We start from the raw sequence: 16,993 nt of genomic DNA on the forward strand, positions 1-16,993 counted from the left end.
GGCGCCGCTGCCGCCGCCGGGATCGCCGCCGCCAAGCACCGCACGGGCGACGACGAGGACCGGACGCCGACGACCACCACCGAGACCGAGTACGTGGTGACCGACGTCGAGGTTGTGCCCGACCCGGCCGCCACCACGTACCCCGGTGGCCCGGTCAGCGAGCCGAACCGCCCGCTCTGACGTACCCCTGCGGGGCCCGGCGGGCCGACCACCCGGTCGGACCGCCGGGCCCCGTTCGCGTGCCTGGGCCCCTTAACCAAAACCAGTGATCCATTTAACTATGGCGCTGCGCCCGTCGCCGTACGGTCGGACGGTCACCATCCAGGTGGGATACGGGGCCCAGGAGGATTTCAGTGATCAGACGCAGTGTCGCCCGGTTCGCCGTCGCGTTCACGGGGGTGGTCGCCCTGCTCGTCGCGGGACAGACCGCCGCCTACGCCGCACCGACGAACGACGACTTCTCCGCCGCGACGACGGTGGGGACCACTCCCTTCACCACCACCATCGACACCACCGGCGCCACCACGGACCCGACGGACCCGACCGGGTGCGCCAACCGGGGGTCCGTGTGGTTCAGCTTCACTCCGACCGTGGACGGCCGCGTCGAGGCCCACACGTACGGCAGCGACTACTACTCGGTGCTCTCGGCCTGGACCGGTGAGCAGGGCTCCCTCACGCAGGTGGCCTGCAACGACGACAACGGCAGCCAACGGTCGAGGATCCGCTTCGCGGTCACCGCGGGCACGACGTACCACCTGATGGTCGGCACCGGCGGTTTCGGCGACACCACCATCGGCGGTTCGCTGCGGTTCTCGCTCGACCAGGCCGTCGCCCCGGCCAACGACGACTTCGCCGACGCGATCCCGGTCGGCGCCCTGCCCTACGCCGACAACCGGGACTACGCCGGCGCGACCGCCGAGGCCGGCGAGCCCTCGTTCTACGTCAGTTCCGCCTACACGGCCTGGTACGCGTACACGCCGACGACCACCGGCTCGGTCACGGCCCGGACGAACCCGGGCTACGCCGGCATCGCCGCCTACACGGGTTCCTCGCTGACCGCGCTCTCCCTGGTGGGCTACACGCGCCTCTACGACTACGACCCGTTGACCTTCGTGGCGCAGGCCGGCCGGACGTACCTGTTCCAGGTGGGCTCGGACGGCAGCTCCGCGCACACCTTCCAGCTCGACGTGGCGGCCGACCCGACCGTCGACATCTACCACTACCCGAGCGAGCCCAGCTCGTACGACCAGGTCAGCCTCGGCAGCTCCGCCCACGACCCGGCCGGCGCCGGCATCGCCTCCTTCGCCTGGGACTTCGGCGACGGGACGACGTCGACCGAGCCGTACCCGGTGCACCGGTTCCCCGGCGACGGCAACTGGACCGTCCGGCTCTCCGTACGCACCGTGGACGGGCGCACCGCATCGGTGAGCGACGTGGTGTCGGTCCGGACCCACGACGTCGCCGTCGTGAAGCTGACCGTGCCGGCGACGGCGCGAGTGGGGCAGACCATCGGGGTCGTGGTCCAGGTCCGCAACACCCGGTACGACGAGAACGTCCGGGTCGCCGTCGAGCGGAGCACCCCCACCGGCTACGTGCCGGTCGGATCGTCCACCCGCTCGGTACCGGCGACGGACAGCGGGAAGAGCACCCGCTTCGTCATCGACTACACGGTCACGGCGGAGGACCTGGCCGTCGGCAAGGTCTCCTTCCGGGCGGTCGCCGACCTGCTCGACGCCCGGGACGCGCTCCCGTACGACAACGAACTGCGGTCGGCGCCGGTCAAGGTCGCCTGAACCGTCGACGCCCCGGACGGCCGGCCGCACCGCGACCGCGCCGTCCGGGGCGTCCGGGGCTTCCGCGCCGCTCAGGAGGCGGCCAGCAGCGCCAGGGAGCCGACCACCGGCGCCGCGTAGAGCAGAGGAAACGGGATGTGCGAGTACGAGCGCGCCCGGAGCACGGTGACGACGGCGCCGGTGAAGTAGAGCACCAGGCCGATCCCGGCCAGCACGCCGACGACCGGCACGAACAGGCCGGCCACCAGTCCCGCCGCGCCGGCGGCCTTGGCGCTGCCGAGCCAGGGCCACCACGAGCGGGGTACGCCGTAGTCGGCCAGCGGCTGCACGACCCACGGGGCGCGGAGGAAGACGGAGGCGGCGGAGAAGCCGACCATGGCGGCGGCCAGCAGGGTCACGACGACGTGCGTGGTGGACATCAGGAGCGCTCCCTCGGTGTGCGGCTCACCCGGGCGGGTCGTCCGGGGTCCCTCACCGCACTGACCCCGGCCCGCGCACGGTGGTGACAGGCGTCAGGAACGTGACGGATCAGCGCCGCAGCACCGGTATTCGGACACTCGGGCGGACTCGGCCCGCAGCGCCGGGCGGGATCGCTGGTATGGCCCGCGACCCGTACAGCAGCGTTCTACGCTCTGGGCAGATGGGCCGCGCACCTCTGTGACCTGCCGCTAGTCCGGGTAGCGCCGTCGTCGAAATGCCCCTCGCGAGGCAGGAGCGGGGTGCTTGCCGTTTGTCGCGGTAGGCCGGCAGAAGGTTCCCGCTCGACCTCTCATCAGCTCGAACGGAAGGTGGCCACATGGCTGTCAAGACCGAAGCGCGCCCGAGGACTGCGGAGATCCGGCCGTTCACCGTCGAGGTGCCCGAGGCGGATCTGAAGGCGCTACGAGCGCGTATCGCGGCCACCCGCTGGCCCGAGAAGCAGACCGTCGACGATCAGTCCCAGGGCGTGCCGCTCGAGACCAGCCAGGCGCTCGCCCGCTACTGGGAGAAGGAGTACGACTGGCGCAAGGTCGAGGCACGGCTGAACGCCGTACCGAACTTCATCACCGAGATCGACGGGCTGGACATCCACTTCCTCCACATCCGATCGAAGCACGAGGACGCGCTGCCGCTCATCGTCACGCACGGCTGGCCAGGCTCGATCATCGAGCAGCTGAAGATCGTCGGTCCGCTCACCGACCCGACGGCACACGGCGCGGACGCCTCGGACGCCTTCCATCTGGTGATCCCGTCGATGCCCGGCTTCGGCTTCTCCGGCAAGCCGACCCAGACCGGCTGGGGCCCCGAGCGCATCGCCAGCGCCTGGATCGAGCTGATGAGGCGCCTCGGCTACTCGCGGTTCGTCGCGCAGGGCGGCGACTGGGGGGCGCTCATCACGGACGTCATCGCTCTGCAGAGGCCGCCGGAACTGGCCGGCATCCACACCAACATGCCCGGTGTCGTCCCGCCCGACATCGACGTCTTGCTCCAGAGCGGCATCTCGGGAGCCGCCGACCCGCTGGCCTCGCTGCCGTCCAACCTCTCCGCCGAGGAGAAGCGATGCTGCGAGAAGCTCGCCTTCTTCTGGCAGCATTCCGCCTACGCCCTGATGATGGGGACGCGCCCGGAGACGCTGACCGGATTCTCGGATTCACCGATCGCGCTGGCCAGCTACATGATCGACCATGACGCGGCCAGCCTGGACCTGATCTGCCAGGCCTTCGCGGGGAAACCCGTTGGCCTCACGCGGGACGACGTCCTCGACAACATCACGCTGTTCTGGCTGATGAACACGGGAAATTCCGCGGCCCGCATCTACTGGGAGAACAAGCTCTCGTTCTTCGCCGCCAAGGGCGTCACCGTCCCGGCTGCCGTGAGCGTCTTCCCGACGGAGATGTACCAGGCCCCGAAAAGTTGGGCGGAGCAGGCGTATTCCAACCTCATCCACTACAACAAGGTGGAGAAGGGTGGGCACTTCGCGGCCTGGGAGCAGCCGCAGATCCTGTCCGAAGAGCTGCGCACCGCCTTCCGGTCGCTTCGCTAGCCGACCGGGCCCGATCGAGCAGCGAGCCCCAGGAACGGATCAAGGCCCCTCCGTGGAGGGGTCTTGACCAATATCTGCCTCCGGTCGGTGACGGTGCAGCTCAGCTTGGCCGCCACCATGCCTGCTGTGGTCACGTGTCGCAGGGGGGCCAGGCCTGTCCAGTACGCCAGGTGCGCCCCGCGAAACTCCCTGGCGCCCGGCTACCCTCCCCTCTGTGCGGAAGCGGATCGAGTTCGTCCTGGCGCTCACGCCCGCAGACACGCGCCAGGTTGAGGCCGTGCGCGCCGATCACTCTCTGCCGCTCGGCGAGATGGTGGGGCACGCCTTCTCGGTGCTGGGGCCACTGCCCTGTGCGGAGCCGATGTCACTCCGGCAGCGCCGAGAACGGACTTCTGGGACGACCTGATGGACGAGCAATGGGGGCCGATCCGCCTGTGCGGGCCGTGTAGCTGCGCCGCCTCGCCTGGTTGATCGTCAGCTCGCCTGCACCGCCGTCCAGAGGGACCTGCCAGTGGCTGGACCGGCCGCGGGGTTGCCCGTACTACGACGCGCCATCTCGACCGTTGCGTTCCCAGGCGCGGGGCGCGGTCCAGTGGCGGAGCATGGCGACGATGCGGAACAGGAACACCAACACCGCCGCACCGGTGGCGACGACGGGCATTGGCAGGTCCGTGTGGTGTGCCCCGGCGACGACGATCGCACCGACCGCGGCGGGGATCGAGTAGAGGTCTGTGTCGACCTGGACTAGCGCAGGCGTCTCCCGGGCGGTGATGTCCCGCAGCACCCCGCCGCCCACGGCGGTGGTGATCCCGAGCAGCACCGCTTGGAGCGAACCGAGGTGGAAATCGAGGGCCTTGAGGGTGCCGGTGACGCAAAACAGCCCGAGCCCAGCGGCGTCGAAAACGAGCACCGTGAAGGTCAGCCGCTGCACCACGGGATGGACGAAGAACGTCACCACCGCGGCGACCAACGGGATCACCAGATAGTTGACGTTGGTGAAGGCGGCTGGGGGCGTGTCCCCGATGATCAGGTCCCGGAGGATGCCGCCACCGAGAGCGGTCAGCACGGCCAGGACCACGATCCCGACGACGTCGAAACGTTTGTGGATGGCCATCAGGGCGCCCGACGTGGCGAATACGTAGAGACCGACCAGCTCAAGGATGTCAATGACGGTGCGTGCTGACATCCCGACATTGTCGACCTTTGCGCCCCGGCGACCTTCGCGCCTGGGTGACCGGCTCACGAAGTGGTGGCGCAGTCGGCCGCTGGCCTTTCCGACGTGATGGGACACGAGCAAACGTCCACGACCCTGGACCGCTAGACGCATTCGAACCGCGACCGGGCCCGCAGATTGCTCGGGTCGTCTTGCTGCCTCCGCAGAGCCGGTGATCGCCGGAAACGGATCAAGGCCCCTCCGTGGAGGGGCCTTGACCTTTACTTACCTCTGGTCGGGGTGGCCGGATTCGAACCGACGACCTCTTCGTCCCGAACGAAGCGCGCTACCAAGCTGCGCCACACCCCGAGGCGTGCCGACAAATAGTAGCCCACCCGGTCCGATGGTCAAACTCGGTACCCCCTCGGCCCGGCCCGGCCCGGGGCGCAGGCGCCGGGCGGCTCAGCGCGGGATGAGCGTCAGCACGCTCGCCTCCGGCGGGCAGGCGAACCGCACCGGAGCGGTGGGGTGGGTGCCCAGGCCGGCGGAGACGTGCAGCCAGGAGTCCGAGCCGGGCCAGCGGTGCAGCCCGCGGGCCATCGAGCGGGGCAGCCCGCAGTTGGTCACCAGTGCCCCGTAGCCGGGTACGCAGACCTGGCCGCCGTGGGTGTGCCCGGCGAGCAGCAGGCTGAAGCCGTCCGCGGCCATCCGATCCAGCACCGCCGGCTCGGGGGAGTGCGCGAGCGCGATCCCGAGGTCCGCCGAGGCGGCGACCGGCCCGGCGACGGCGTCGTAGTCGTCCCGCTCGATGTGCGGGTCGTCCACGCCGACCAGCTCCACCAGGCGGCCGCCGGCCTTCACCGACGTCCGGGCGTTGTTCAGGTCCGCCCAGCCGGCCCCGGTGAACACGTCCCGCAGCTCCTCGTGCGGCAGCTCGACGCCCTCGGTGTACTCCCGGTCGGGCAGGAAGTAGGTGAACGGGTTCTTCCAGACCGGCCCGGTGTAGTCGTTCGACCCGAAGACGAACGCGCCCGGGAAGTCGAGCAGCGGTTGCAGGGCCCGCAGCACCCCTCCGACGGCGTCGGGGTGGGCCATGTTGTCGCCGGTGACCACCACCAGGTCCGGGTCGAGGGCGGCCAGCGAGGCCACCCACTGCTGCTTGCGCGCCTGGTCGGGCATCATGTGCAGGTCCGACAGGTGCAGCACGCGCAGCGGCTCCGCGTCGGCCGGGAGCACCGGCACGTCGTACCGCCGCAGGGTGAACATGTTGCGCTCGATGAGCGACGCGTACGCCAGGGTGGCCGCGCCCGCGGCGACGGTTCCGGCGGCGAGGCGGAATAGTGTGCGCTTTCGCATGCCGTTCAGGGTAGTTTGACCGTCCATGAGCACGCTGAAGGACCGCCTCACCGCCGACATGCGCGCCGCTCTCAAGGCGCGCGACGAACTGACCACCTCCACCCTGCGGATGGCCCTCGCGGCCGTCGGCACCGCCGAGGTCGCCGGCAAGGCCAAGCGCGAGCTCACCGACGACGAGGTGCTCGCGGTGCTGACCAAGGAGGCGAAGAAGCGGCGCGAGGCCGCCACCGCCTTCGCCGAGGCCGGCCGGGGTGACCAGGCCGCCAAGGAGACCGCCGAGGGTGAGGTGCTGGACCGCTACCTGCCCAAGCAACTTTCCGACGACGAGTTGGCCGAGCGGGTCGCGGGGGCGCTCGCGGCCGGCGGCTTCACCGGCAAGGCGCAGATGGGCCCGGCCATGAAGGCGGCCCAGGCCGCGGTGGCCGGCCAGGCCGAGGGAGGCCGGGTGGCCGCCGAGGTACGCCGACAGCTCGGCCTCTGATCCGGGTACGCGAAACGGGCGGGCACCCCCGAAAGGGGTGCCCGCCCGTCGTTCGTGCGGAGGTCAGCCGCGGGGCCGAGGGGGTCGGCCCGGAGTCGGCGGGGTGACGGGACCGCCGGGGCCGGTGGTGGTCCCGGGCGGGGTGCCGCCGCCGCTGCTCACCTGGATGGTGACCACGCCGCCCTTGATGGTCCGGCCCGACGGGCTGGTGCCGGCGGCCTTGCCCGCCGGGCAGCTCGACGCAACCTTGTCGTCCGAGACGACCGCCTCGAAGCCGGCACCGCTGATCCGTGACTTGGCGGCGTCCACGTCCAGGCAGGTGACGCTCGGGATGGAGCGCTGGTCGCCCTCGGAGATCTTCTTGCCCGGCGGCTCGAAGTTGATCCGGTCCTTGCCCTTCATCGCGTCCCGCAGCGTCTCCCAGACCGGCGGGTTGATGCCGTCGGGCTCGTTGTGCTTCATCTTGACGTTGGTCTGCGGCCAGTCCGGGTCGGCCATGATGCCGGCGACCGCGTACTGCTTGGTCATCGCGACCAGGGCGGCGGTCTTCTCCGAGTCGGTGGTGCCGGACTTGCCGGCCACCGGCGCGTCGACGATCGTCTTGACCTGGCGGGCGGTACGGCTGTTGCCGCACTTGCTGGTGGAGGAGTTGTCGCCGACCGGGCAGCGGGCGGCGTCCACGGCGCCCGGGCCACCTCGGTGCTGACCCGCTTCTCGCAGCGCGGGTTGGCGATGTCGAGCTTGTTGCCCTCCGGGTCCTTGATCTCCTGCACCGGGATCGGCTCGCAGTACTTGCCGTCCGCGGCGAGGGTCGCGTACGCGTTGGCCAGCTCCAGCGGGGTGGTCTGCGAGACGCCCAGGGTGAACGCGCCCCACTGGTGCGCCGCGTCCTTGGTGCCGGCGAACTTGGCGTCGTTGGCGGCCCGGAACTGGATGCCGAGGCGCTTCGCCACGTCGACCACGTTCTCCGCCCCGACCTGCTGCTGGAGCGGGACGAAGTAGGTGTTGGTCGACTGGGAGAAGGCGCTCCACATGTTCAGCACGCCGCCGGCCTTGCCGGTCGAGTTGCTCGGGCAGTAGAAGTGCGTGCCCGGGCAGGCGGCCGGGGAGCTGCTGTCGATGATGTATTCCGACTTGAACTTCGCCTGCGCGTTGATGGTGTAGCTGAGCGGGATGCCCTTCTCCAGGGCGGCCACGATGGTGAAGATCTTGAAGGTCGAGCCCGCCTGGTAGCCGGTGATGCCCTGGCCGCCGGTGAGCAGCGGGTTCACCGTGTTCGGGTAGTTACCGCGGATCTTCCTCTTGGCCTTCGCCGGGTCGCTGGAGATCTTGTTCTTCGGGTTCTTCGGGTCGTCGATCTTGAAGGACCGGTTCACCGCGAGCGCCCGCACCCGGCCGGTGCCCGGCTCCACCACGGCGACCATGGCGGCCTCCTTGGCGGTCTCCTTCTTGGACTTGCGCACCGCCCGGTCCGCACCTCGCTGCGCCTGCGCGTCGAGGGTGGTGATGATGGTGTAGCCGCCGCTCTTGAGCCGCCGCTCCCGGTCGTACGTGGTCGAGCCGAACGTCTCCTGCTGCATCCACCAGCGGTAGAAGTAGTCGCAGAAGAAGCCCCAGCCCTTCTCGTTGGTGGAGACGCAGCCGTTCGGGGTGCGCTTGTCCTTGACCACCATCGGGGCCGCCTTGGCGGCGTCCGCCTCCTGCTGGTTGATGGCGCCGATCTTGACCATGTTGTCGATCACGTAGTTGCGCCGGTCGAGGGCGAGTGGGCGGCCGCTACGGGTGGTCGGGTCGTTGGTGGTCGGCGCCTTGACCATGCCGGCCAGCATTGCCGCTTCCTCGATCTTCAGCTTGCTCGGCGGCTTGCCGAAGTAGACCTGGCTGGCGGCGTAGATGCCGTACGCGCCGTTGCCGAACGAGGCGATGTTCAGGTAGCGCTCCAGGATCTCCTCCTTGGAGAACTCCTTGTCGATCTGGATCGCGTAGCGCATCTCGCGCAGCTTGCGGGCGCTGGTGTCCTCGGTCGCCGCGACCACGTCGGCCGGGTGGGTCGCCGAGTAGGCGATGGCCAGCCGGACGTACTGCATCGTCAGCGTCGAGGCGCCCTGCTGCGAGTTCGTGCCGGACTGGTTGTTGACGAAGGCCCGGGCGACGCCGTTGATGTCGACGCCGTTGTGCTTGTAGAAGTCGTGGTCCTCGGCGGCGATGATCGCCTTCTGCATGACCGGCGCGATGTCGGCCAGCTTCACGTCCCGCCGGTTCTCGTCGTACATGGTCGCCAGCGGTGTCTTGCCGTCGGAGGCGAGCAGGTAGCTGATCTGCGGCGCGCGGGCCACGGTCAGCTCCTTCGGCAACGCGCCGAAGGTCTCGGCGCCGGCCTTCGCGGCCAAGCCGGACATCGCCACCGCGGGGAAGGCCGCCGCCGCGACCACCACGCCGGCCAACAGGCCACAGACAAGCAGCGATGCGGCGTTGGTCAGCACATTGTGGTCACGTTTCCGCATCCAGGTCACCTCGACAGGGTACGCGAGTAGGGAACGAGGGGCGCTGGGGCGTTCTTTCCCCATTTCCTGCGCGCGCCGACCTCGTTGTGCTAAACGCACGACCCCCGGTACGTGGTTGCGTGTGACCTGCCGCGAGTCTCCACCGAACGGTGGAGCCACCGCAGCGTTTTCACGTAGCCGGGCCGGGTAAGCGGCGGGCGAAGGCCCGGGAAGCCGGGAGTGTCCGGAATGATGGATTTCGCCGACAACGTTGCGTAATCAGGCGACTACAGAGCATGATGGTGGCGGCGACAGGGCCACACGTCGTCCGTGCCTCCTTGGGGAAGGAACGGGCCGGACGACCGGGGGGAATCACGGCTGGTCGCACGAGGTCGGTAGGTACTGCAAGGGGGGACGTGTACACATGGGCATGATCACTGACTGGCCGTCACTGGCGGCGTGTCAGAACGGGGACCCGGACGCGTTGTTCGTACAGGGCGCCGAACAGAACGTGGCGAAGAGGATCTGCCGGAGCTGCCCAGTTCGGTACGAGTGCCTGGCCGACGCGCTCGACAACCGGATCGAGTTCGGGGTGTGGGGTGGCATGACCGAACGCGAACGCCGGGCGCTGCTGCGTCGGCACCCGCAGGTGACGAGCTGGCGCAAGATGTTCGAGGCCGCGATGAAGAAGAACGCCAAGGACAAGACCGGCAAGGACAAGGTCCTGGTCACCGCCGCCGGCTGACGCCGGTCACGGCCGGCTGATCGCCGCGCCGATCGTCCGCAGCCCGTCGACGTCGTGCACGTCGGCGGGCTGCGCCGTCACCGACACCGCCGGCACCGTCGGGAACGCCTCGGTGAACCGGGTCGCCACCTGCTGTTCGCGGACCGCCTGCTGCGCCAGCGCGGCGTGCGCCCGCAGCACGTCGACGGTCGCGTCGTGCCCGCCCAGCTCCGCCAGCCGCCCCGCGGCGGCGACGCTCTCGGCCGCGCCCAGGTCGGGCACCGCCGGCCGGTGCACCCGGTTGAGCACCAGGCCGGCCAGCGGCATCCGCTCGTCGCGCAGCCGGCCGGCGAAGTAGGCCGCCTCCCGGACCGCGTCCGGCTCCGGGGCCGCGACGAGCAGGAAGGCCGTCTCCCGGGCCTGCAGGATGCGGTACGTCTGCTCCGCCCGCTGCCGGAAGCCGCCGAACATCGAGTCCAGCGCGGCGACGAAGCCGGAGAGGTCGGTGAGCAGCTGCGCGCCGAGCACCTTCTGCACCACCTTGGAGAACATCCCGAAGCTGGCGGTGACGAGGCTGAACATGCTCCGCCCGCCGCTGCGCGCCGGCGCCAGCAGCAGCCGCAGCATCCGCCCGTCGAGGAAGCGGGAGAGCCGGGCCGGGGCGTCCAGGAAGTCCAGCGCGGAGCGGGACGGCGGGGTGTCCACCACGATCAGGTCCCACTCGCCGCGGGCGTGCAGCTGGCCCAGCTTCTCCATCGCCATGTACTCCTGCGTGCCGGCGAAGGTCGAGCTCATGGCCTGGTAGAAGGGGTTGGCGAAGATCTCCGCCGCCTTCGCCGGATCGGTGTGCTGGAGCACCACGTCGTCGAAGGTGCGCTTCATGTCCAGCATCATGGCGTGCAGCTCGCCACCGCTGGCCTCGACGTCGAGCCCCTTGACCTGGCGGGGCGTGTTGTCCAGCTCGGTCAGGCCGAGCGACTGGGCCAGCCGGCGGGCCGGGTCGATGGTGAGCACCACCGTCCGCCGGCCGTGCCGCTCGGCCGCCCGCAGGGCGAGCGCGGCGGCCGTGGTCGTCTTACCCACACCGCCGGCGCCGCAGCACACGACGATCCGCACGCCGGGATCGGCGAGGATCTGGTCGACGTCCAGCCGTGGCGCCGCGTCTTCGGAAGGCACCAATCGAGCGTATCGGGCCGGTGGGGTCCGCGCGCCCGTGCCGAGGTCAGGTGTGAGTCAATCGGCCCGGCCGAGGAGTTCGGCGAGCCGATCCAGCCCGGCCCGGTCCACCCCGTCGGGGAGCAGCGGCAGCTCGGTCAGGGGCAGCCCCAGCTCCACCAGGTCCGTCCGGAGGGAGTCCTCCAGCTCGCGCCGGATCTGCTGGTCCCGTGCCTCGCCGGCCAGCCCGGCCACGGTGGCCCGGTCGGCCGGCAGCCCGGCGGCGAGCAGCCCCCGCTTCAGCTCGGCCTGGGTGACCTCACGTCCGGCCGGCACCGGTGGCCGGGCGCCGTTGATGATCACCCGCCCCACCGGAAAGCCCAACTGGGTCAGCTCGGCGATCGCGTCGACCGTCTCCTGGACCGGCATCTCCTCCAGCAGCGTGACCACGTGCACCGCGGTGATCGGGGAGCGCAGCAGCGCGGCGACCCCCTCGCTCTGGGTCTTGATCGGGCCGACCTTGGCCAGCCGGGCGGTCTCCGCGGTGACGTTGAGGAAGCGGCCGATCCGCCCGGTCGGCGGCGCGTCCAGCACCACCGCGTCGTACGCCCGGCGCTGGCCGGTGGTGCGCGTGGTCGCCTCCTTCACCTTGCCGGTGAGCAGCACGTCCCGCAGCCCCGGCGCGATGGTGGTGGCGAAGTCGATGGCGCCGAGCTTGCGCAGCGCCCGGCCGGCCGCGCCGAGCTTGTAGAACATGTCGAGGTACTCCAGCAGGGCCTCCTCGGCGTCCACCGCCAGGGCCCGTACCTCGCCGCCACCCGGGGCGTCGGTGAGGTGCCGCTCCTCGTACGGCAGCGGGTCGGTGCCGAAGAGCTGGGCGATGCCCTGCCGCCCCTCGACCTCGACCAGCAGGGTGCGCCGGCCGCCGTCGGCCAGGGCCAGCGCCAGGGCCGCCGCGACGCTGGTCTTGCCGGTGCCGCCCTTGCCGGTGACCACGTGCAGGCGGGCCGGCCATCCGGTGGAGGCCGGGTCGGCCGGCCGCTCTGCTGCTCGCACCCGTCGAGCCTATCCACCCGGCGGCGTCAGGCCACCTCGCAGACCCACCAACCCGTCTTCCGTACGACGGTGAAGCGCAGCGCCTGCTCGGCGACCTTCTCGTCGGCGGTGGTCATGGTGACCTTGGTGGTGACGGTGGCCCGGTCCCCGGTCTGGTTGTCCACCTTCGGGCTGGCCCAGCGGAAGCGCGGGTTGGCGTAGCCGGCCGCGTACTTGCGCACCTCGGCCACCTTGGCGTCGAGCTTCTCCTGGTCGCGGGCGTCCGAGCAGACGTAGTCGGCCGCCTTCTTCGCGTCCTGGTCCCGGTAGACGGCGGTGAGGAAGTTGTCCACCGCGACCGCCGGCTCCTTGGCGCCCTCGCCGTCCTCGGTGTTCCGCAGGGCCAGGAAGGCGGCCGTTCCGCCCCCGCCGCAGAGCAGCAGCGCGCCGGCCAGCACGAGCGAGGCGATGAGCAGGCCGCGCCGGCGCCGGGCCACCGGGCGACGTGACCAAAGACGTGAAGGGAAACCCCTCAGGTGAAGCTCCAGCGGCACGGCACCATCGCCTGCCTCGCTCTTACCGCGGTGCTCGGTCTCAGTGCATGCGGCTCGGACAACAACGAGCCGGCCGGCACGTCCGCCTCGGGTTCCGCCAGTGCGGCGGACTGCGCCAAGGGCACGCTGAACGCGCAGGGCTCCTCCGCGCAGAAGAACGCCATGGCCGAGTGGATCAAGGCGTACCAGCAGAAGTGCGCCGGTACGACGATCAACTACGAGCCGACCGGCTCGGGCGCCGGCATCCAGGCCTTCATCGCCGGCACCGCCGACTTCGCCGGCTCCGACTCCGCCCTGAAGGAGGAGGAGAAGCCGCAGGCCGACGCCAAGTGCGCGACCGGCCAGGCGCTCAACCTCCCGATGGTGATCGGCCCGGTCGCGGTCGTCTACAACGTCGACGGCGTGGACAACCTCCAGCTCACCCCGACCACGCTCGCGAAGGTCTTCGCCGGCAAGGTCACCAAGTGGGACGACGCGGCCATCAAGGCCGACAACCCGAACGCGAAGCTGCCGGCCACCGCGATCCAGACGGTGCACCGCTCCGACGAGTCCGGCACCACGGACAACTTCACCAAGTACCTCGCCAAGACCGCCACCGCGGACTGGACCTTCGGCAACAACAAGGCGTGGAAGGCCCCGGGTGGCGTCGGCGCCGCGAAGTCGGACGGCGTGGCCAGCAAGGTCAAGAGCACCGTCGGCACGATCAGCTACGTCGAGTGGTCCTACGCCGAGAACTCGGGGCTCAAGAAGGCCAAGATCCAGAACGGTGCCGGCGAGTTCACCGAGCTGACCGCCGACTCGGCCGGCAAGACCATCGCCAGGGCCAAGATCGAGGGCCAGGGCGACGACCTGAAGATGGCGATCGACTACAGCACCAAGGAGGCCGGGGCCTACCCGATCGTCCTGGTGACCTACGAGATCGTCTGCAGCAAGGGCCTCGCGGCCGACAAGCTCCCGCTGGTCAAGGGCCTGCTCGGCCACGCCGCCAGCGCGGAGGGCCAGGCCGACCTGGTCGAGCTGGGCTACGCCCCGCTGCCCGACTCGGTCCGCACCAAGGTCGAGGCCGCGGTCAAGAACCTCGGCTGACCTTCCCCGAGCGACACCACCTCTCAAGTCGAAGCGAGCGAGCAGATGGGTGAAACCCCGCACCGCTCGGCACACGCCGGCACCGGCGGGACGCGCGTGGCCTCAGGTCACGACCGGCTCGCCGGTGCCTCGGCGCGTGTGGCCGAGACCTCCGTCAGTGGCGGCCGGATTCCGGGCGGCGACGGGCTGGGCGGCGGCGGCGCGCTGCCCCGGGCCCGGGCCTTCGGTGCCGAACGGGCGTTCCGCGGCCTGACCCTGGCCGCCGGAACCACCGTGCTGGTCATCATCGCGGCCATCGCGATCTTCCTGATCGCCAAGGCCGTTCCCGCGTTGCAGGCCAACACCGAGAACTTCTGGACCTTCGAGGGCTGGTTCCCCAACGAGAACCCGCCCACGTTCGGCATCGGCGCGCTCGCCTTCGGCACCGTGCTCACCGCGCTGCTGGCACTGCTCATGGCGGTGCCGGTGGCGCTGGGCATCGCTCTCTACCTCTCCCACTACGCCCCGCGCCGGCTGGGCAACGGTCTCGGGTTCCTGATCGACCTGCTGGCCGCCGTGCCGAGTGTGGTCTTCGGGCTCTGGGGCCGGGACTACCTCGTCGGGCCCATCTCGGACCTGTCGGCCTGGCTGAACACGTACTTCAGCTGGATCCCGATCTTCGGCGGCGACGGACCGTACGGGAACTCGATCCTGCTCGGGTCGGTGGTGCTGGCGATCATGGTGCTGCCGATCATCACCTCGCTCTCCCGGGAGGTGTTCCTCCAGACCCCGACCGCCAACGAGGAGGCCGCCCTCGCCCTGGGCGCCACCCGCTGGGAGATGCTGCGCACCGCGGTGCTGCCGTACGGGCGGCCCGGCATCATCGCCGCCGTCATGCTCGGCCTCGGCCGGGCGCTCGGGGAGACCATCGCGCTGGCGCTGACCCTCGGCTCCACCTACGCCATCTCGTTCAACATCATCGAGAGCGGCGGCAACACCATCGCGGCGAACATCGCCAACCGGTTCGCCGAGGCGAACGACACCGGCCGGGGCGCGCTGATCGCCTCCGGTCTGGTCCTCTTCGCCATCACCCTGATCGTCAACATCACCGCCCGGGCGATCATCTACCGCCGCCGCGAGTTCACGGAGTCGGCCGCATGACCACCACCCTCACCTCACACCGTCCCCGTCCGCCGGCGCAGCCGGTGACCCTGCGGGCCCGGCGCCTGCCCAGGTGGGCCGCCCCCGCCATCGCGGTGGCGGCCCTGCTGCTCGCCGCCGGGATCGTCTACGGCGCCGACCTCGGCGGCCCGGTCATGGTCGTCGTCGGCGGCGCGCTGCTCTACCTGGCCGGCCTCTTCGCCGCCGCCAACGCGGTCGAGGGCCGCCGGTCGGCCCGCAACCGCACCTGGAGCGCGCTGATCCACTCCGCCTTCGTGCTGGCCGTACTGCCCCTGGCCTCGGTGGTCTGGACGCTGTTCAGCAAGGGCACGGAACGCCTCGACGGCAACTTCTTCGGCACCTCGATGAACAACATCGGAGCCCGGGACGCCAACGGCGGCGCCTACCACGCCATCGTCGGCACGCTGGAGCAGGTCGGCATCGCCACCCTGATCACCGTCCCGCTCGGGGTGCTCTGCGCGATCTACGTCGTCGAGTACGGGCGGGGCCGGTTCGCCTTCGCGATCCGGTTCTTCGTCGACGTGATGACCGGCATCCCGTCGATCGTCACCGGCCTCTTCGTCCTGGCGTTCTGGGTGCTGATCGTCTCGCCGTGGTTCAACGACGGCCGGCCCGGCTTCTCCGGCTTCGCCGCCGCGCTGGCGCTCAGCGTGCTGATGCTGCCGACCGTGGTCCGCTCCACCGAGGAGATGCTGCGTCTCGTCCCGGCGCCGCTGCGCGAGGGCGCGTACGCCCTCGGCGTGCCGAAGTGGAAGACCATCCTGCGGGTCGTGGTGCCGACGGCGCTGCCGGGCATCGTCACCGGCATCATGCTCGCCATCGCGCGGGCCGCCGGCGAGACCGCCCCGGTGCTGCTCGTCGCCGGCGGCGGCGCGGCGATCAACTTCAACCCGTTCGAGAACAACCAGTCGTCGCTGGCCCTCTTCGTCTACCAGCAGGCCGGCGAGGCCTCGAAGTACTCGCCGGCGCGGGCGTGGACCGCGGCGTTGACCCTGGTCGCCCTCGTACTCGTCCTCACCATCGCGGCGAAGTTGCTGGCCCGTCGCAACCGGCTCGCCCGATGATCCCCGGAGGTACCGCCACCATGGCCAAGCGCATTGACGCCACCGACGTCACCGCCTACTACGGCGGCTTCAAGGCGATCGAGAACATCAACCTGACCGTCGAGCCCAAGACGGTGACCGCCCTGATCGGCCCGTCCGGCTGCGGCAAGTCCACCTTCCTACGCTCGATCAACCGGATGCACGAGGTGCTCCCCGGCGCCCGGGTCGAGGGCAGCCTCACCATCGACGGTCAGGACATCTACGACCGGGACGTGGACGTCACCGCGGTGCGCCGCATGATCGGCATGGTCTTCCAGCGGCCCAACCCGTTCCCGACCATGAGCATCTTCGAGAACGTGGTGGCCGGGCTGCGCCTCAACGGCGTCCGCCGCAAGTCGATCCTGGACGAGGCCGCCGAGAAGGCGCTGCGCTCGGCCAACCTCTGGGACGAGGTGAAGGACCGGCTGGGCAAGCCGGGCGCCGGCCTCTCCGGCGGTCAGCAGCAGCGGCTCTGCATCGCCCGCACGATCGCGGTCGAGCCGCAGGTGGTGCTGATGGACGAGCCCTGCTCGGCGCTGGACCCGATCTCCACGCTGGCCATCGAGGACCTGATGTTCCAGCTCAAGGACAAGTTCACCATCATCATCGTCACGCACAACATGCAGCAGGCCGCCCGGGTGTCGGACCGGACCGCCTTCTTCTCGATCGAGAAGACCGGCGACCCGGGCCGGCTGATCGAGTACGACAACACGCAGAAGATCTTCAGCAACCCGAGCGTGAAGAAGACCGAGGACTACATCACCGGCCGCTTCGGCTGAGCCGCGGGATCCCGGCCCGCGAGGGGCGTCGGTCGCACCGACCGGCGCCCCTCGGCGTGTCCGCGGCGGGTCGCCCGGCGACCGGTGGAGTCGATTTGGCGGCGTGTCGCGGGGTCCGACGACCGGGA

14 protein-coding genes, 1 tRNA gene and 2 pseudogenes are annotated in these 16,993 nt (G+C 70.4%); 9 read left to right on the forward strand and 8 right to left on the reverse strand.

The genetic code is table 11. The features are described from left to right. The coding region (locus tag JNW89_RS08970) for a hypothetical protein (RefSeq protein WP_238448509.1) at positions 1 to 180 on the forward strand (180 nt) is incomplete at its 5' end. 173 nt (positions 181 to 353) lie between these two features. After that, entirely contained in the window at positions 354 to 1,793 is a 1,440-nt protein-coding gene (locus JNW89_RS08975) for a PKD domain-containing protein (protein ID WP_238448510.1), read from the forward strand. 71 nt (positions 1,794 to 1,864) lie between these two features. Here JNW89_RS08975 and JNW89_RS08980 read toward each other — a convergent pair whose 3' ends face one another. Continuing rightward, positions 1,865 to 2,212 carry a DoxX family protein gene (locus tag JNW89_RS08980; RefSeq protein WP_238448511.1) on the reverse strand — a complete coding sequence of 116 codons (348 nt, stop codon included), beginning with the start codon at positions 2,210 to 2,212 and terminating at the stop codon, positions 1,865 to 1,867. A gap of 377 nt (positions 2,213 to 2,589) precedes the next feature. Between JNW89_RS08980 and JNW89_RS08985 the strand changes: the two genes are divergently transcribed. Continuing rightward, positions 2,590 to 3,816: an epoxide hydrolase family protein gene (locus JNW89_RS08985; protein ID WP_238448512.1), complete on the forward strand. Its 1,227-nt coding sequence runs from the start codon at positions 2,590 to 2,592 to the stop codon at positions 3,814 to 3,816. A 541-nt stretch (positions 3,817 to 4,357) separates the two neighbouring features. Here the strand turns inward: JNW89_RS08985 and JNW89_RS08990 are convergent. The 3 genes from JNW89_RS08990 to JNW89_RS09000 form a co-directional block, all read right to left on the reverse strand. Continuing rightward, positions 4,358 to 5,002, reverse strand: coding sequence for a trimeric intracellular cation channel family protein (locus JNW89_RS08990; protein WP_238448513.1), 645 nt, complete (start codon positions 5,000 to 5,002; stop codon positions 4,358 to 4,360). A 259-nt stretch (positions 5,003 to 5,261) separates the two neighbouring features. Then, positions 5,262 to 5,338 (reverse strand) — tRNA-Pro (locus JNW89_RS08995). Between the two features lie 93 nt (positions 5,339 to 5,431). Further along, the gene (locus JNW89_RS09000) at positions 5,432 to 6,325 is read right to left on the reverse strand and encodes a metallophosphoesterase (protein WP_238448514.1); all 894 of its coding nucleotides are present in this window, start codon (positions 6,323 to 6,325) and stop codon (positions 5,432 to 5,434) included. A 25-nt stretch (positions 6,326 to 6,350) separates the two neighbouring features. On the opposite strand from JNW89_RS09000, the gene JNW89_RS09005 reads away from it, so the two are divergent. Further along, positions 6,351 to 6,806, forward strand: coding sequence for a GatB/YqeY domain-containing protein (locus JNW89_RS09005; RefSeq protein ID WP_238448515.1), 456 nt, complete (start codon positions 6,351 to 6,353; stop codon positions 6,804 to 6,806). A gap of 63 nt (positions 6,807 to 6,869) precedes the next feature. On the opposite strand, the pseudogene JNW89_RS09010 reads toward JNW89_RS09005, so the two are convergent. Next, positions 6,870 to 9,310: pseudogene (locus JNW89_RS09010) on the reverse strand (penicillin-binding protein). Between the two features lie 403 nt (positions 9,311 to 9,713). On the opposite strand from JNW89_RS09010, the gene JNW89_RS09015 reads away from it, so the two are divergent. Continuing rightward, positions 9,714 to 10,034, forward strand: a complete 321-nt coding sequence (locus JNW89_RS09015; protein WP_088959889.1) for a WhiB family transcriptional regulator — start codon at positions 9,714 to 9,716, stop codon at positions 10,032 to 10,034. 6 nt (positions 10,035 to 10,040) lie between these two features. Here JNW89_RS09015 and JNW89_RS09020 read toward each other — a convergent pair whose 3' ends face one another. The 3 genes and pseudogenes from JNW89_RS09020 to JNW89_RS09030 all read right to left on the reverse strand — a co-directional run. Next, on the reverse strand, positions 10,041 to 11,192 hold the full coding sequence (locus JNW89_RS09020) for an ArsA-related P-loop ATPase (RefSeq protein ID WP_238448516.1): 1,152 nt from the start codon (positions 11,190 to 11,192) through the stop codon (positions 10,041 to 10,043). Between the two features lie 54 nt (positions 11,193 to 11,246). Then, the gene (locus tag JNW89_RS09025) at positions 11,247 to 12,224 is read right to left on the reverse strand and encodes an ArsA-related P-loop ATPase (protein ID WP_238448517.1); all 978 of its coding nucleotides are present in this window, start codon (positions 12,222 to 12,224) and stop codon (positions 11,247 to 11,249) included. Between the two features lie 26 nt (positions 12,225 to 12,250). Beyond that, positions 12,251 to 12,694, reverse strand: a pseudogene (locus tag JNW89_RS09030) (hypothetical protein); the annotation flags it as partial. A gap of 45 nt (positions 12,695 to 12,739) precedes the next feature. Here JNW89_RS09030 and pstS point away from each other — a divergent pair. From pstS to pstB, 4 genes are read left to right on the forward strand one after another with little or no spacing between them, the layout of a single operon-like run. Beyond that, positions 12,740 to 13,843 carry a phosphate ABC transporter substrate-binding protein PstS gene (gene pstS, locus JNW89_RS09035; RefSeq protein ID WP_238448518.1) on the forward strand — a complete coding sequence of 368 codons (1,104 nt, stop codon included), beginning with the start codon at positions 12,740 to 12,742 and terminating at the stop codon, positions 13,841 to 13,843. Positions 13,844 to 13,888: 45 nt separating this feature from the next. Beyond that, a complete protein-coding gene (gene pstC, locus JNW89_RS09040; protein WP_238448519.1) occupies positions 13,889 to 14,983 on the forward strand; it encodes a phosphate ABC transporter permease subunit PstC in 1,095 nt (364 codons plus the stop codon). Continuing rightward, positions 14,980 to 16,068 (forward strand): phosphate ABC transporter permease PstA, encoded by a 1,089-nt coding sequence (pstA, locus tag JNW89_RS09045; protein ID WP_238448520.1) that lies wholly within the window; start codon positions 14,980 to 14,982, stop codon positions 16,066 to 16,068. Before pstC ends, pstA begins: the two co-directional genes overlap by 4 nt. A gap of 20 nt (positions 16,069 to 16,088) precedes the next feature. Beyond that, positions 16,089 to 16,865, forward strand: coding sequence for a phosphate ABC transporter ATP-binding protein PstB (gene pstB / locus JNW89_RS09050; RefSeq protein ID WP_238448521.1), 777 nt, complete (start codon positions 16,089 to 16,091; stop codon positions 16,863 to 16,865). Positions 16,866 to 16,993 lie beyond the last annotated feature (128 nt).

This window comes from Micromonospora sp. 4G55 (assembly GCF_016803375.1).

What these genes read in the sequence shown, in the direction of transcription:
- JNW89_RS09015 (WP_088959889.1), top strand. Translation starts at nt 9,714, where the DNA reads ATGGGCATGATCACTGACTGGCCGTCACTGGCGGCGTGTCAGAACGGG.
- JNW89_RS08990 (WP_238448513.1), bottom strand. Translation starts at nt 5,002, where the DNA reads ATGTCAGCACGCACCGTCATTGACATCCTTGAGCTGGTCGGTCTCTAC.
- pstB (WP_238448521.1), top strand. Translation starts at nt 16,089, where the DNA reads ATGGCCAAGCGCATTGACGCCACCGACGTCACCGCCTACTACGGCGGC.
- JNW89_RS09000 (WP_238448514.1), bottom strand. Translation starts at nt 6,325, where the DNA reads ATGCGAAAGCGCACACTATTCCGCCTCGCCGCCGGAACCGTCGCCGCG.
- pstA (WP_238448520.1), top strand. Translation starts at nt 14,980, where the DNA reads ATGACCACCACCCTCACCTCACACCGTCCCCGTCCGCCGGCGCAGCCG.
- pstC (WP_238448519.1), top strand. Translation starts at nt 13,889, where the DNA reads ATGGGTGAAACCCCGCACCGCTCGGCACACGCCGGCACCGGCGGGACG.
- JNW89_RS08985 (WP_238448512.1), top strand. Translation starts at nt 2,590, where the DNA reads ATGGCTGTCAAGACCGAAGCGCGCCCGAGGACTGCGGAGATCCGGCCG.
- JNW89_RS09005 (WP_238448515.1), top strand. Translation starts at nt 6,351, where the DNA reads ATGAGCACGCTGAAGGACCGCCTCACCGCCGACATGCGCGCCGCTCTC.
- JNW89_RS08980 (WP_238448511.1), bottom strand. Translation starts at nt 2,212, where the DNA reads ATGTCCACCACGCACGTCGTCGTGACCCTGCTGGCCGCCGCCATGGTC.